Below are 15,122 nucleotides of genomic sequence, written 5' to 3' on the forward strand. Positions count from 1 at the left end.
CCCTCCGGTCGAAATGACAAACTGGATATAAAACACTTTAATTAAATGAACTTACATCACTTATATGGTGAAAAAACACTTATATGGTGAAAATTTTACAACGAAAAAAGGAAACTCCAATTACTAAAAAAATTCCAAATTCCAATTTTGAGATTTAATTCTCGCGTTTTGGAATTGGGACTTTTAAAATATTGGGACTTTTCTATTTACAACGAAATTTCACCACGCAAAGCCGTTTCGAATATGGTTTTAAATTCGGCTTGAGGGATGTTGTGTCCTAACAAATACATTAGTTTTGTAATGGCTGCTTCTGTAGTAATATCTTTTCCTGAGATAACACCAAGGGATTTTAAGGCCGTACTGGTTTCGTATTGTCCCATATTTACACTTCCGCCGGAGCATTGTGTTACATTTACGATATGCAAACCGGACTGAATCGCTTTCTGAATCAGGTTCAAAAACCAATCTTCGGTAGGTGCATTTCCGGATCCGTAAGTTTCCAGAACAATTCCTTTTAGATCTTTAATGGCCAGAATCGAAGACAAAACGACTTCGCTCATTCCGGGAAACATTTTTATAATCGCAACGTGATTGTCTAAATTCTTGTGGACAATTAATTTTGCATTTTCTTGTATCGGAAGAAATAAATGCCTGTTTAATGTTAAGTGAACACCAGATTCTACCAATTCAGGATAATTGGGTGCTGTAAAAGCTTTAAAGTGTTCTGCATTTACTTTTGAAGTTCGGTTACCACGATACAATTTGTATTCAAAATACAAACATACTTCATTGATAACCGGTTTTCCGTTTTCTTGTAATGAAGCAATCTGAATCGCCGTAATCAGGTTTTCTTTGGCATCAGTACGCAAATCACCAATTGGCAATTGAGAACCTGTAAACACTACCGGTTTTGCTAAATTCTCAAGCATGAAACTCAATGCCGAAGCTGAATATGACATGGTATCTGAACCATGCAATACCACAAATCCGTCAAAAGAAGCATAATTTTCTTCGATGATCTCAGCAATTTTTGTCCATTCTGCAGGATTCATATTAGATGAATCTATAGGATCTTCAAATGAAACGGTCTCAATCTCACAATCTAATTGTTTGATTTCAGGGATTTTTTGCAGTAATTTCCCAAAGTTGAACGCTTTAAGCGCGCCAGTCTCAAAATCTTTGCTCATACCAATGGTTCCACCGGTATAAATCAACAATATTTTAGCTTTAGATGACATCCTGGTATTTTAATTTATTGACTACAGGATTCGCATACATGGCCAAAAATCCTTGTCTTGCTACAGGATTATCTGTATTACCAATACGCATTTCTAAACGACGCTCAAACAACGATTTCTCGCTCTCTTTATATAAATGAGAAAATTTATCGGTTCCGTTCAAAATATCGTAAGCAATAAAATTAGTTGGCCATAAATGATAATTCTTTAAAACCGAATCATCAATAACTTGTGCCAAAGCCTGAATTTGCTTGTTTGCATTATCATTTTCAGCCACAATCTGATCAATTTCAGTATCAAGAACATCTCCAACAGAAATATGTATTCTTTTTTTAGTTCCCATGATACCGCTTAAAATGGTCATGAAATCTTCATTTTTTTCTTTAACGTATACTTCGTTGTTGGCTTCTGCCATTAATTGCGGCATTTTCAGCACATCAGTAGGATCATATTCATAAGAAATAGAAACAGGAACAATCTTTAATTTCTTAAAATAATCCATCAAATTAGGTTCATCAGAACCCATTCCTATCATTTTTAGTACTCCCGGATTGGTTTCGTCGTTTCCGTCTTTGGTACGTCCCTCTCTTTGTGCGATCCAAACCGAACGGTTTTCGCGAAGTAACAATTGCCCGATATATTCTGCTAATAATTTAGAACTCTGCAGCATTTCTCTTGGCGTCTGACCTCTTAAAACCAAAAAATTTCTATTCAGTTTTGCCAGTGTGCTTAAGAACGCTTTTTTTACCAGATTATCTCCAATTGCAGATGCTGTCATGACCAATCCATGCTCGAAGAGGCAAACATTTAATAAGGTTGTATCTAACAGGATATCTCTGTGATTAGAAATAAATAAGTACGATGTGTTTTTTTCAAGCTTCTCAAATCCTGAAGTAGTAAGTCCTTCAGAACTTTTCTCCAGAACTCTTTGTATGGTATTATAAATAAAGTTGCATTGAAAATCACGAATTGAATGTGTTTTTTTAAGCTGCTCTTTCCAAACCTCATCTTCTACTTCCGGAAAAGTAAAGTTCATCATGGTTTTCATCATCGGGTGATTGGCAACATCATGAAGTGCTTCATTTATTTCAGAATCATAAAACGGTCGAATGGCATCAAATCTCTGCATTATTTATATTGGTTTTAAGTGGGCAAAAGAACAAAAAAAAAATTAAACTATTGTAAGGTATAAATTAAATCCCAAAAACGTTTACAGAATTTTGTGTTGTTCGTTGTGCAATTTCCTCTTCAGAAACGTCATATATATCGGCCAATTTAGAAATAACATTGACCAAATAACTGCTTTCATTGCGTTTTCCGCGATACGGAATTGGCGCCAGATATGGCGAATCTGTCTCTAAGACAATATGTTTTAGATCTATCTCTTTTAAAAACTGATCGATTTTTCCGTTTTTAAAAGTCACAACTCCTCCAATTCCCAACTTCATATTGTAAGATATCGCCTGAAGCGCTTGTTCATAGGTTCCGGAAAAACAATGAAAAATTCCGAATAAATCATCTGATTTTTCTTGTTCCAAAACTTCGAAAATTTCATCAAAAGCCTCACGGCAATGAATTACGATAGGTAATTTATATTGCTTTGCTAACTGAATTTGTCTTTTAAAAGCAATTTGCTGTTCTTTAAGATGTGTTTTATCCCAATACAAATCAATTCCGATTTCGCCAACCGCATAAAACTTTCTCTTAGCCAGTTCTGTTTCGACATGTTTCAATTCTTCTTCATAATTATCTTTGACGTAAGTGGGATGCAAACCCATCATCAGATATACATAATCAGGATAATTTTGCTCCAGATCGTACATCGATTGTGTTGCAGCGGCATCGATAGCAGGAATAAAAAAGCGTGTTACTCCGGCATTTATGGCTCTTTGCATCATCTCGTCGCGATCCTGATCAAACTCTTCAGAATATAAATGGGTATGGGTATCAGTAATTATTGGTGTCAAAATTGAATCGTATTATTTTTAAAGGTTCAAAATTACGATAATATTAAAGACTTTCCAATTTGGATGTGATGGCACACGGATGACACGGATTCACTGCGTGAAAGCGCGGATGAGCGCAGATTTTTTTCTTGTTTTTGTCAGGCTGAGCGGAGTCGAAGCCCCGTAAAGTAATTCAGCCAATCTTCATCAAAGGCAAAAAAAAATCCGCAAAGTATTTTATCTCTTTGCGAATCTCTGTGTATTCTTTGTGTCTTTTGTGAAACTTTTTAATCTAATTCATCGAGAAGCTTCTCTACATCCTCATAGTTTTCATAATCCTGCGAAATGGTTTCGAGGATCTCTTTGCATTCTTTGTATTTCTTTTGTTTCAATTTAGACAAGGCCAAATGCCACGTTGCTTTTTCTTTATAAACAGACGTTCCTGATCTTAACTCATTAAAGATCGCTTCGGCTTTTGGATATTTGCTTTCTTCCAATAAAGAAATTGCATAAAAATATTGAATTTCCGGGGTTTTATTTTCTTTTAAAACTTCTTCAAAAAACGGAATGGCTGCTGCGTATTTCCCATCGTTAAATGTTGCCTGGGCTCCTTTTAAAGCTTCATTTGTGTCGCCTCTTTCTACAAATGCCGCGGTTTCAGGATTATCATAATCGGCAAAAGTTGGATTGTTATAATCAAAAAAGAACAATCCAAATAAAATAATAACAGACGCTGCTGCTGCATAATACCACGGGCGCATCAAAACAATTTTTGGTTTACTGGTATTAAAATGTTTGTCTGAAATTGTGGTTAGATTGTTTTTAAACGCTTCTCTCTCTTCTTCAAACTCAAATTTGGTTGTAAGGCGCAACTGTACTTCTTTAAAAGTTTCAAATTCTGAAGACAATTCATGATCCTCGGACAATTGTTTTTCAAAACTATTCTTTTCCTCCACAGTCATTTCTCCCTGAAGATATTGATCGAATAATATATAGCGTTCTTCGTTCATGACTAATTATTTTTTAGCGATTTAAAATTTTTGGCTTCGTGAATCCACTGTGTTAACTGGCCTACACATAACGATTTCTTTTTGCGGACATAACCATAAGTAACATTCAGTTTTTCGGCCACTTCTTCCATCGTTTTGGTGGTGAAACTCAGCTTTAGCAATTCCTGACATTTATCTCCCAATTTCTGGAACATCGTATCAAATAGCTGCTGTTTTTCATCAAACTCTTCTGTATTGGTAATCAATTTAAGTGCAGATTCATTCATAGATAAAACATCTTCGTTGATTGTTACCCCTTTATTTGATGTTTTTTTGAGTTCGTTAAGCCACTTCCTTTTGCACAGTAAAAAAAAGTACGCATCAAAAGGACAAGTCAATTGTAGCGTATTGGCTTTGGCCTGATTAAAAAGTAAAATCATGATTTCCTGAACCACATCCTGCGCATGTTCTTTATCTCCTGAATTGTTCATAATGAACATTACCACCTTTGGAACGTACTTTTTGTAAATCGTCTGAATGATTGCGGAGTCATTTGCAGCAAGTCCCTCAATATACATTTGATCAGGATGAATCTTAGTTTGGCCCATAAAAAACTTTTTGTAGCTAATTTAAAAAACAATTGTAAATAAATTTCACATTAATGGGTAACAATTAACATATCAGCTTGATATAACGTAACAATAATCTTTTAAAGCAATTAAAATTAAGAGAAATGGAAACTTATCAATTTATAAACGAAAAAAACCTGGATCAGTTCAACCAAATGATTTCTGCCAAAACCCGAAATGGTTTTGTAATCATAGAACATAACGAAAAATTACCTTATGCCGTTTTATGCAAAGAAAAAAAAGCAGTCAGACATTCTTTTCATTTGTTTCTTACCTGCATCACATTCGGGCTTTGGTCACTTGTCTGGATTTATTTAAGCATTACGCTTTCGCGGAAAAAAAACATTCTCGTTGCCATAGATGAAGAGGGAAATTTATTTGAAGACAAATGCCTTTCAGAATAAAATTTAAAAATAAGGGTAACAATATCAAACCCGAATTGATATAAGAATAATTAACAACCAAAATCTGGAAACCACCTGAAACAATCAGGACAGATTGATAAAAACTAGAAATTATGAACACAAATCTTAAAAAAATCGGACTTTTATTTTTATTGGTTATCACCTTTAGCAGCTGTGACAATGGCGACGACAATAATGACAATCTTGTATTACCTCCAAGCGAAGCCGCTTTTAAAAGCATAAGCACAAAAGGAGTTAAAAGAATCACACAAAACTTTACTATTACAGCGGGAACTGGTGTCGTAACCATAACATCTGCAAAAGGAGTAAAACTAAACATCAACGGAGATTGTCTGACCAAAAACGGAGTTGCCGTAACCGGAGCAGTTGATATCGAATACATCGAACTTTTTGACAAGGGAACTATGCTCGTAACCAACAAACCTACAATGGGAGTCATGCCTGACGGAAAGAAAAACTTACTGATTTCCGGCGGAGAATTCTTTATCAAAGCCACGCAAGGCGGAGTCGAACTTAAAACTTCCTGTTCTATGAATATGATTGTTCCGGCCGCTTTAACTGATGACGTTGACAATGCAATGACTTTATGGACTGGTAAAATCGATGAAAAAGGAGAATTGGCCTGGGAACAGCCTAAACCAAATGCAGACGGAACGGGCGGAAAAGGCGGCGTGCAAGGCGAAGGAACTAATTATTATGTAACCTTTGGTAACTTTGGATGGACAAACGTAGACCGTTTTTACAGCGATCCAAGGCCTAAAACGACCCTTCTTGTTGCTGCCCCTACTGGGTATGATAACAACAACAGCGCCGTTTACCTGTCTTACGATGGCGAAGGAACAAATGCATTGGCAAAATTAGATACTTATACGCCCGCAGGATTATTCAGCGAACACTATGGTCAAATTCCGATTGGTTTAAAATGCCACGTGATTTTTGCAACAGAATCTAATGGTCAATGGCGTTATGCAATCAAAGCCGTAACCGTTGCTGCCAACGATGTTTACACCTTTACTTTAGCCGAAACAACAGTCGGTACCGAAGCGCAACTGATAGCCGCAATCAATGCTATTCAGTAACTTACAAAATACTTTTAAGAAAAAGTGGTGATTTGCTCATCACTTTTTTTTACATTTAATCCAGTTTTCAAATTAATTCTGATGATTTTCAGAAGCTAATCCTGCTATCCGCTATATCTTTTCCTTGCTAAAGAAGCCAGAAAAAGGATATCGCTCCTATCAGGGCTAAAAACCACTAGTTATGAAACCACTATCATCTATTTTCTTTCTTCTTTTTTCTATCTTCTCTTTCGCACAAACCAAAGTAAAAGACACCATCACCCGTAGAGCTAATATTGTTTTTATCCAGAACGGAAATGCTGTTACTTACAAACCCGAAACACCGCCACTGATTCCAATTGCTGGTGCACCAAAACCAAGTTATTCGTATTTATGGGAACTGGGCGACGGGCATTACAGTAAAGAAGCCGAACCCAAACACGTCTATAAAAACAAAGGAACCTACACCACAAGACTTGCCGTAACCAACAACTACGATAACGGAAAACCTCCGGCAACACGGCCAAAAAAAGTCGCTGTAAACGACATTACCGACACTAATTATAAAGACATTGCCTCCATTGCAGACCAAAACGGATTTGCAATAATCAAAAACTGCGATCCTATTCCGGATCAGGAAATGGTAGTCGTAGTAGGTTATCAAAACTTAGAGAATTATGTTTCAAGCGGAAAATTGTATTTGTTCTATAATGAGAAACAATTTAAAAACAATAATTTCGAATTAACAGATTTTAGAACCTATGCAAACGAGCGTGAAATAAAAGAAAAAACGATTGCCACTATTACTGATCTGGATGATTCTAACAATTATCTCGCTTCCGCCGAAAACACTTTTAAGACTAAAAAAAATAAAAATACCACTACTGAAGAAGATCTCGACGCATCATTATCAGAAGCCAATAAAACCTATCAGAATGTTTCGGTTTTAGAATTTGATGATGTAAATCCTAACGAAACACACAATGTTTTTTATACGTTTAAAACTACTCCGGAAATGATTAAAGATACCAGCGCAACGGTTACGATGCGGGGGATTTTTGTACCCAACAGAAGTTATAAAAACCACAAGATAAAAAACCTTGAAATGGAAATCGTAACGTCTCACGATCCGAACAAAATGGGATCTAACGGAAGTTTTATGAATTACAGACTGGTGCGTTTTAAACGAGTAAATTTTAAAACCCGTTTCCAGAACAATGGCGAAGGTCCGGCAAGAATGATCCGTCTTGAAACGGATGTTCCGGATATGTTCGACAAGAAAACATTTAAGGTTGAAGACATGTATCCTAAATGTCCTATTTGTCCAAAAGATGAAGTTCCTACTGTAAGTTGTCTAGATACCATTATCAAAAAAAATCAAATCTTTTTTACGTTCAAAAACATTTATTTACCGGGAAGCGAACAAAAAAATGTAAAAGAAAAAGACAGTACAAAAGGTTTTGTAAAATACTCCATGAAATTTGCAGAGGATTTTCATAAAGTAAAAACCCGAAGCAGAACCGCTATTATATTCGATAAAAACGAACCTATCATAACCAATTACGCCACTACCCGATTCCTTCCTGGAATTTCGATTGGCGCAAAAGCGGGTTATAATGTATATCCTGATCTCGAAAAATCGACCAGTTATTTTGTGGGCGCTACTATTTCGCCTTTTAAATCCTATCGCTTTTACTGGCAGGCCGAATGGCTAAATGCTATTAATAAATATGAAAGCGGCGTAACGGTAGTCGATGAAACTGTTGTAAACCCAAACGGACAAAAGCAATTTCAGCGCACGACAACAACCACAGAAAACAAAAATATAAACTGGGAAATTCCGGTTTTAATTCGTTACAACATCAATAACTATATTGGTGTTGGTGCAGGAATCCAGGCTAATTTTGATGTTTCATCAGAACAAACTATGAACAAAAAAATCGAAAGCTTTGAAGGCGGAACCGATCAGTTTTTAATGGATACGAGAACCGAATCAAATTCAGTCAGAAATTCGTTTGTGAATCTTAAAACAGGGCTTTTACTTGACTTAACTTTAGGTTTCGCAAGAATTGGTCCGAGTTTGGGTGCGCGCTATGTTATGAATTTCGAACAAAATTTTAATTACTTTCAGTTTTACGGAATATGGAAGTTTTAGTTGTTATGCCACAGAGATGCACAAAGATTTGCACAGAGATACTCGAAGTGATTAAAAAAAGTTACCACAAATTTTTACCAATTAGGATTGTGTTTACTTGATGGTTTTTAATTTCTAATCTTTATAATTTGTGAAAATTTGCGGAATTTGTGGTAAAAAAAATTAGTGAATCTTTGCGAAACAAAAACAGCTATGAAAAAACTCTATTGCTATCTCTTATTCTTCTCAACACTAATTCTATCCGGACAGCATCAGGAAGATAAAATATACAATGCTGTTGATGTTTTTGTGGCGAATCCTTCTGCAAAAGCATTAGAAAATTTAACGAATCTTGAAATTGATTTTTGGAAAAATCCTAAGCTAAAAACTAAAGATGGATTATTGGCGATTGTGGTTTTAAACTGCAATAAAGCCTACTATGAAAACCAATTTGGGCAAACCGACAAAGCAATTGCGAGTTACGAAAAAGCCTGGCAAATTTATCAGAAAAACAAACTTGGCGATTACGACATTATCGAATTTTGCCTGAAACCTTTAGGAAATCTTTATACGGTTTTGGGCGATTATGACAATGCCGAAAATACAATAAAGCAATACTTTTTTATTGTAAATACTTCTAAAAAATATGCCAACGCTCTAAAACAAAAATTTGCTGCGATTCTAAATTTATCGAATGTGTATCAGAGTTCAGGAAAGATTTCTTTGGCGATCGAATTATTAGAAAATACGCTAAAAACAGAGCAATTGTCAAATGTTCAAAAAGGAATTTTACTGAATAATTTAGGAAATAGTTATTTGTTGAATTCTAGAGAAAATTTGATGCGGCCCGAGATTTATGAAAAAGCAAAAAATGCATTTGAATTGGCTATTCAATATTTGAAAAGCGAAAAAGATCAATCTGAATCTTTGTCAAATTGTTATCGTAATCTGGCAACATTAAGTCGCAAAAGAGAAAAATTTGACGTTGCTAATTCTTATTTGATAAAAGCAGAAAAGTTGCTTTTAGAAACGAACTTTCAACCTCGTAAAATGGCAAAGCTCTATTACGACAAAGCTTTACTGCTTTTTGATGAGCAAAAATACGATGAAAGTGAAAAGCAAATAAAAGGCATTTTTAAAATTCTAATCCCGAATTATTCGTCGGTAAACATTCTTCCCAATCAAAATCAATTGTATGCGGAAACGGTTTTAGTTGATGCGCTCGATCTAGAGGCAGAAATTCTGCAACTTAAGAAACCAAAAAGTGCATTAAAGGCTTTTGAACTTTCTTTTTATATCGAAGATTTATTAATGAATAGTTTGGTTTACGAAAATTCAAAAATTATTGCACAATTGCGGGCGCGTAATCGTACTGAAAAATGCATTTCGATTTATGAAATTTTATATAACAAAGAAAGGAAAATTACTTATTTAGAAACTGCTTTTCAATTGTCTGAAAGAACAAAATCAGGAATTTTGCAACGTTATCGTTTGAATATTAAAAACGCTTCTTTAGATGAACAACAGCTTTTTCTTGAACTTCAAAATGTAAATAATGCGATTTTAAAAGAACAGCAAAAAGGAGATTCGGCAGATATTTCAGAAATCAACGCTTATATCAAATGGCAGAATAAATTAATGCTTGAACTTAAGAAAACTCAATCACAAAACAAAGATTATGTTCCTGAAAAATGTGATTTAAAGGCGTTATTTTTAAAATTAAAAAATGATAAAGCTGTTATGGTTTATTATTTTATGGGTTTTGAGAATCAATATTATTTTACCTTGCAAAACAAATTAATTAGTTTAAATCGCCTTAATACGACCCACGTATCAATTCCAAAAATTGTGCAATTTGTCGATTTTTTCAATTCGGCAGATGCCATTACAAATGATATTCCCGGCTATAATAAATGTGGTAAGGAAGTTTTTGATATTTTAAAACTACCTAATAATTCTTTGTGTAAAAACCTGGTTATTGTTCCCGATGGAATTTTGAATTCCCTTCCTTTTGAAGCTTTAATTACGCAAGAATCATCAACAACGAATTTTGCCAAAATGCATTATCTGCTAAATGATTTCAGAATTGCCTACAATAATTCGGCTACTATTTATCTGAATTCAAAACCGATTTCAAACTCCCAAAAAACACTTTTAGGGGTTTTTCCGGTTTTCGAAAAAACAGCTTTCGAATTGAATTATTCCAAGAAAGAACTCGAATCTATCCGAAGCAATTTTAAAGGAAAATATTTAGAAAATTCCGAAGCGACTTTTTCTAATTTCAAGAATAACGCCAACCAATATTCGATTTTGCATTTAAGCACACACGCTTCTTCGGGCGATGTTGAAACTCCGGCAAGCATTAAATTCTATGATCAGGAAACCTTGTATTCTGAATTGTACAACCTCAACATCAATCCTGATTTAGTGGTTTTAAGTGCCTGTGAAACCGGAATTGGAAAACTCTATAAAGCCGAAGGTGCCATGAGCGTGGCAAGAGGTTTTCAGTTTGCCGGAGCACAAAATTTATTATTCTCTTTATGGAAGGTAAACGATTATACAACATCGGTTTTTATGGCTGATTTTTATAAAAACATCAAAAAAGAAATTCCTTATTTTCAAGCCAATACGAATGCTAAAATTGCTTTTCTACAAGACAAATCAATTCCAAACGCTAAGAAATCGCCTTATTACTGGAGTTCATTTGTGTATTATGGTTCGATTTCCAGTGAAGAAAACTCGACGAATTATATCTTTTACATCATTAGTTTATTGACTGTAATTGGTTTATTTTTGGTTTTCAATCATTATCGAAAATGGAAAATCTTCACGAAGTTCTCAAAAAAGAGAAATACAAAAAAATAAAGTTCAAAGTTACCAAAACACAACACCTTTTAATAAAAGCCAAAATCAATGGCGTTTCAGGAAATTTTATTTTAGATACAGGAGCATCAAATTCGTGTGTGGGATTTGAAAGTATCGAACGTTTTGAACTGAATGCCAAAAAATCTAAAACTAAAGCTTCGGGAGCCGGAGGAACCGGAATGAAAACACAAATTTCATCTCACAATAATTTACAACTCGGCAGCTGGAAAAACCAGGATTTCAATCTGGTTATTTTTGACCTTTCGCATGTCAATGAAGCTTTACAAGCCTACAAAGCAAAACCGGTTCACGGTATTATTGGTGCTGATGTTTTGCTGGAAGGAAAGGCGATTATTGATTATTATAATCATTATCTGTACCTTAAATAATACTTATAAATTCCTAGATTGGACTCCATAAAAAAACCCCAAATTCCAATGAAGGAATTTGGGATTTTTTTGTTACCATTTTCTCCCTGAAGCTTCAGGCTTTGAATTTGGAATTGAAAATTAATTGAAAATTAATTTTTTTAATGGGTATGTTTAGGATTAAAACCGTCTTCGCTTAATTCGGTGTGCTCATAATCAGCAACCATTTCAGCTTCGTAATCGATTTTCTCTCCTTTAGAGAATTTCTGAATTAATTTCTCCATGATATTATAAATTACAGGAACTACAATCAAGGTTAAGAATAACGAAGAAATTAATCCTCCGATAATTACCCATGCCAATCCGTTTTTCCATTCAGCTCCTGCTCCAGATGCTAATGCAATTGGGAACATACCAAATACCATCGCAATGGTAGTCATCAAAATCGGACGTAAACGAGCGTGATTCGCCTGAATTAATGCCGTTCTGATTGATTCTCCTGCTGCTCTTCTCTGGTTGGTATAATCGACAAGCATGATCGCATTCTTACACACCAGACCAATCAACATGATGATACCCAAAATCGTAAAGATGTTCAATGAGTTATTGGTCAAAGCCAATGCTAACATCGCACCAATAAACGAAAGCGGTACAGCAAACAGTACTACAAACGGGTGAACAAAACTATCATAAAGTCCAACCATAACAAGGTAAACTAATACAATAGCGGCTAATAAAGCGATTCCTAATGTACCAAAACCTTCACTTTGGTTTTCCTGGTCACCTCCCCAGATGTAGTTTACACCGGCTGGTTTTTTCAGTTTATCTAATTTTGCCTGCCATTGTGTAACAATTGTTCCTGAAGGAACCCCAACGTTTTGTCCTTTTACGGTTACCGACGCTGATTTATCTCTACGCTCTAACTGGCTAGGTCCTGAACCTTCTGTAACATCTGCAAATTGAGACAACTTAATTTGTTGACCTGCTGCATTAATGAAAATCAGATTACTAACATCTGTAATACTTTTTCTGTCGAAAGCATTGTATCTGATGTTGATATCATATTCATATTCTCCGGCTCTGTATTTACCATCTGTGTTTCCGCTAAAAGCAGTTTGCATAGTAGAACCCACTGTTTGAAGTGTTAATCCTAAAGCAGCCATTTTATCACGATCTACTTTTACGTTGATTTCAGGATTTCCGTCTTCAACCGTTAATTTGATCTCTGTTGTTCCTGGAATAGTACGTAATTCAGCTTCGGCTAATTTAGCAAATGCCATAGCGCTTTCTGTAGACGGACCTGTTACGATCAATCCTAATGTAGCATCTTCTGCTGTTCCTAAGATACCTACAGGAACCGTTTTTACTTTTGCTCCAACTAATACTTTCTCCAGTTTACGTTTGATTTTTGCAGCATAAACAGAAGCGTCATCTTTACGATCTTTTTGTTCGATCATTTTTACGTCAATCTCTGCTTTGTAAGCCGTAGCTTGTGATGCTCCAAAACCTTCACTGGTTTGTCCTACTGTTGTAATCTGACTGTGAACATATTCTTCATTTTTCAAAAATGCTTCTGCTCTTTGAGTCATAAAGTTGGTTTGTTCTAACGAAGCATCTTTTGGCATTTCGATTTGAACTAAGAACTCTCCACTATCAGATGATGCGAAAAACTCTCCTCCAATAAAACCTCCGGCCATTAATCCTACTGTTGAAGTCAGGAATAAAACAATTACCACTAAAAAGGTTTTAACGTAATGATCCAGACACCATGTCAACAATTCAGAAATCCAGTTGGTGAAACGTGTTAAATAGCTTTCGAAACCAAGAATAATTCTTCCAAATAAATTCTTTCCTTCAATATGCTCTAATTTACCATAACGGGATGATAACCAAGGAATAATTGTAAATGAAGCTAAAAGTGATAGTAAAGTTGATATAATTACGGTAACACAAAATTGTGTAATAATATTAGAAACTAAACCAGAACTCATCGCGATAGGCAAGAACACTACCACAATTACTAATGTAATCGACGTTACAGTTCCACCAATTTCTGCAGTTCCGTCATACGATGCACGAATTCGGCTTTTACCCATTTCCATGTGCCTGTAAATATTCTCCAGTACCACAATCGCATCATCGACCAGAATACCTACAACAAGAGATAATCCTAATAAACTCATTAAGTTTAAGGTATATCCCATTAAATAAATACCAATAAAGGTCGCAATCAACGATGCCGGAATAGACACCATTACGATCAATGAGTTTCTGATACTGTGCAGGAAGAACAACATTACAAAAGCCACAAGTACTACCGCAATCAATAAATCGTGTACTACAGAATCTGCCGCTTCAAGTGTAAAGACTGTACTGTCTTTTGCAACTTCCAGTTTTAACTGATTTACTTTATAATCTTTTTCAAGAACTGCAATTGTTTTTAATAATTGCTCACTTACCGCTACGGCATTCGCATCAGATTGTTTTACAATTTGTAAAACGATGGCACTTTTTTGATCTACACGTGATATTTTCTCAGCAATTTTCTGAGTATCCTGAACATCGGCAATATCACTTAAACGAATTTGAATGCCGTTTTGAGAAGAAACTACTAAGTTTCTTAATTCATCAACACTTTTATATTTACCCGCTAAACGAATTAATATTTTTTGATCACGAGTCTGAATGTTTCCTGTTGGGAAATCTAAATTCGAAGTCAGAATCGTTTGCTGCACCTGAGGAACAGATAAATTGTAACCCTGCATTTTTAATGCATCAAGATTTACCTGAATTTCACGCTCTGAACCACCAATGATATTTACCTGAGCCACACCTTGTACACGAGACAAAATAGGTGCAATTTTTTTATCAATTAAGTCATAAAAAGCTGCTTCGTCCATTTTTCCGTTGGCACCAAGCGTCATAATTGGTAAATCACTCAGCGAGAATTTAGTCAGTGCAGGCGTTTTTACATCATCCGGCAAATCACTAATGATCGCGTTTATTTTACGCTGTGCATCATTCAGAGAGAAATCGACTTTTGCATTTGATGTCAGTGTAATCGAAACGATAGATAAACTTTCGTAGGACTTCGAGTCAATTTTCTTGACATTCTCTAAGGATGCAATCGCATCTTCAATTTTCTTGGTCACTGTATTTTCTACCTCACTTGGAGAAGCTCCAGGATAAACAGTAGAAATTGTAATAACGTTTTGTTCAAATTTAGGGATCAGCTCATAGCCTAACTGGCTGTAGCTAAACAATCCACCAAGTGTCAGAATTGTAAACAATACAATTACTAACGACGGACGTTTTATGGATATTTCGGCTAATTTCATATTTTTTTAATGCTATAGGCTTTAGGCTGTAGGCTTTAAGCTTTAAGGTTTAATTTCATATTTTGTTTTATACTTTAGGCTGCAAGTTATAGCCTTTTTAAAAAAGCTTATAGCTTATCGCCTATAGCTTAA

11 protein-coding genes are annotated in these 15,122 nt (G+C 35.2%); 5 read left to right on the forward strand and 6 right to left on the reverse strand.

Annotated elements, in window-relative coordinates; translation table 11 throughout:
- Positions 1–206 precede the first annotated feature (206 nt).
- From B0A67_RS05215 to B0A67_RS05235, 5 genes are all read right to left on the reverse strand, one after another.
- Positions 207–1,238 carry an asparaginase gene (locus B0A67_RS05215; protein WP_072955342.1) on the reverse strand — a complete coding sequence of 344 codons (1,032 nt, stop codon included), beginning with the start codon at positions 1,236–1,238 and terminating at the stop codon, positions 207–209.
- On the reverse strand, positions 1,228–2,367 hold the full coding sequence (locus B0A67_RS05220; RefSeq protein ID WP_072955345.1) for a 1-acyl-sn-glycerol-3-phosphate acyltransferase: 1,140 nt from the start codon (positions 2,365–2,367) through the stop codon (positions 1,228–1,230). The genes B0A67_RS05215 and B0A67_RS05220 overlap by 11 nt, the downstream gene beginning before the upstream one ends.
- Positions 2,368–2,431: 64 nt before the next feature.
- Complete coding sequence (locus B0A67_RS05225; RefSeq protein ID WP_072955347.1) at positions 2,432–3,205, reverse strand: TatD family hydrolase; 774 nt, start codon at positions 3,203–3,205, stop codon at positions 2,432–2,434.
- 266 nt (positions 3,206–3,471) lie between these two features.
- Positions 3,472–4,194: a tetratricopeptide repeat protein gene (locus B0A67_RS05230; RefSeq protein WP_072955349.1), complete on the reverse strand. Its 723-nt coding sequence runs from the start codon at positions 4,192–4,194 to the stop codon at positions 3,472–3,474.
- Between the two features lie 2 nt (positions 4,195–4,196).
- Entirely contained in the window at positions 4,197–4,781 is a 585-nt protein-coding gene (locus tag B0A67_RS05235; RefSeq protein ID WP_072955351.1) for an RNA polymerase sigma factor, read from the reverse strand.
- 125 nt (positions 4,782–4,906) lie between these two features.
- On the opposite strand from B0A67_RS05235, the gene B0A67_RS05240 reads away from it, so the two are divergent.
- From B0A67_RS05240 to B0A67_RS05260, 5 genes are all read left to right on the forward strand, one after another.
- The gene (locus B0A67_RS05240; protein WP_072955354.1) at positions 4,907–5,206 is read left to right on the forward strand and encodes a hypothetical protein; all 300 of its coding nucleotides are present in this window, start codon (positions 4,907–4,909) and stop codon (positions 5,204–5,206) included.
- Positions 5,207–5,319: 113 nt separating this feature from the next.
- Positions 5,320–6,306: a hypothetical protein gene (locus B0A67_RS05245; RefSeq protein WP_072955356.1), complete on the forward strand. Its 987-nt coding sequence runs from the start codon at positions 5,320–5,322 to the stop codon at positions 6,304–6,306.
- Between the two features lie 181 nt (positions 6,307–6,487).
- Positions 6,488–8,440, forward strand: coding sequence for a PKD domain-containing protein (locus B0A67_RS05250; RefSeq protein WP_072955358.1), 1,953 nt, complete (start codon positions 6,488–6,490; stop codon positions 8,438–8,440).
- Positions 8,441–8,632: 192 nt separating this feature from the next.
- Positions 8,633–11,284, forward strand: coding sequence for a CHAT domain-containing protein (locus tag B0A67_RS05255; protein ID WP_072955363.1), 2,652 nt, complete (start codon positions 8,633–8,635; stop codon positions 11,282–11,284).
- Positions 11,236–11,673: a retropepsin-like aspartic protease gene (locus B0A67_RS05260; RefSeq protein WP_072955366.1), complete on the forward strand. Its 438-nt coding sequence runs from the start codon at positions 11,236–11,238 to the stop codon at positions 11,671–11,673. The genes B0A67_RS05255 and B0A67_RS05260 overlap by 49 nt, the downstream gene beginning before the upstream one ends.
- A 140-nt stretch (positions 11,674–11,813) precedes the next feature.
- Here B0A67_RS05260 and B0A67_RS05265 read toward each other — a convergent pair whose 3' ends face one another.
- A complete protein-coding gene (locus B0A67_RS05265; RefSeq protein ID WP_072955368.1) occupies positions 11,814–14,990 on the reverse strand; it encodes an efflux RND transporter permease subunit in 3,177 nt (1,058 codons plus the stop codon).
- Between the last annotated feature and the right edge of the window lie 132 nt (positions 14,991–15,122).

It is taken from the genome of Flavobacterium aquidurense, from assembly GCF_002217195.1.
Classification (GTDB): Bacteria; Bacteroidota; Bacteroidia; order Flavobacteriales; family Flavobacteriaceae; genus Flavobacterium; species Flavobacterium frigidimaris.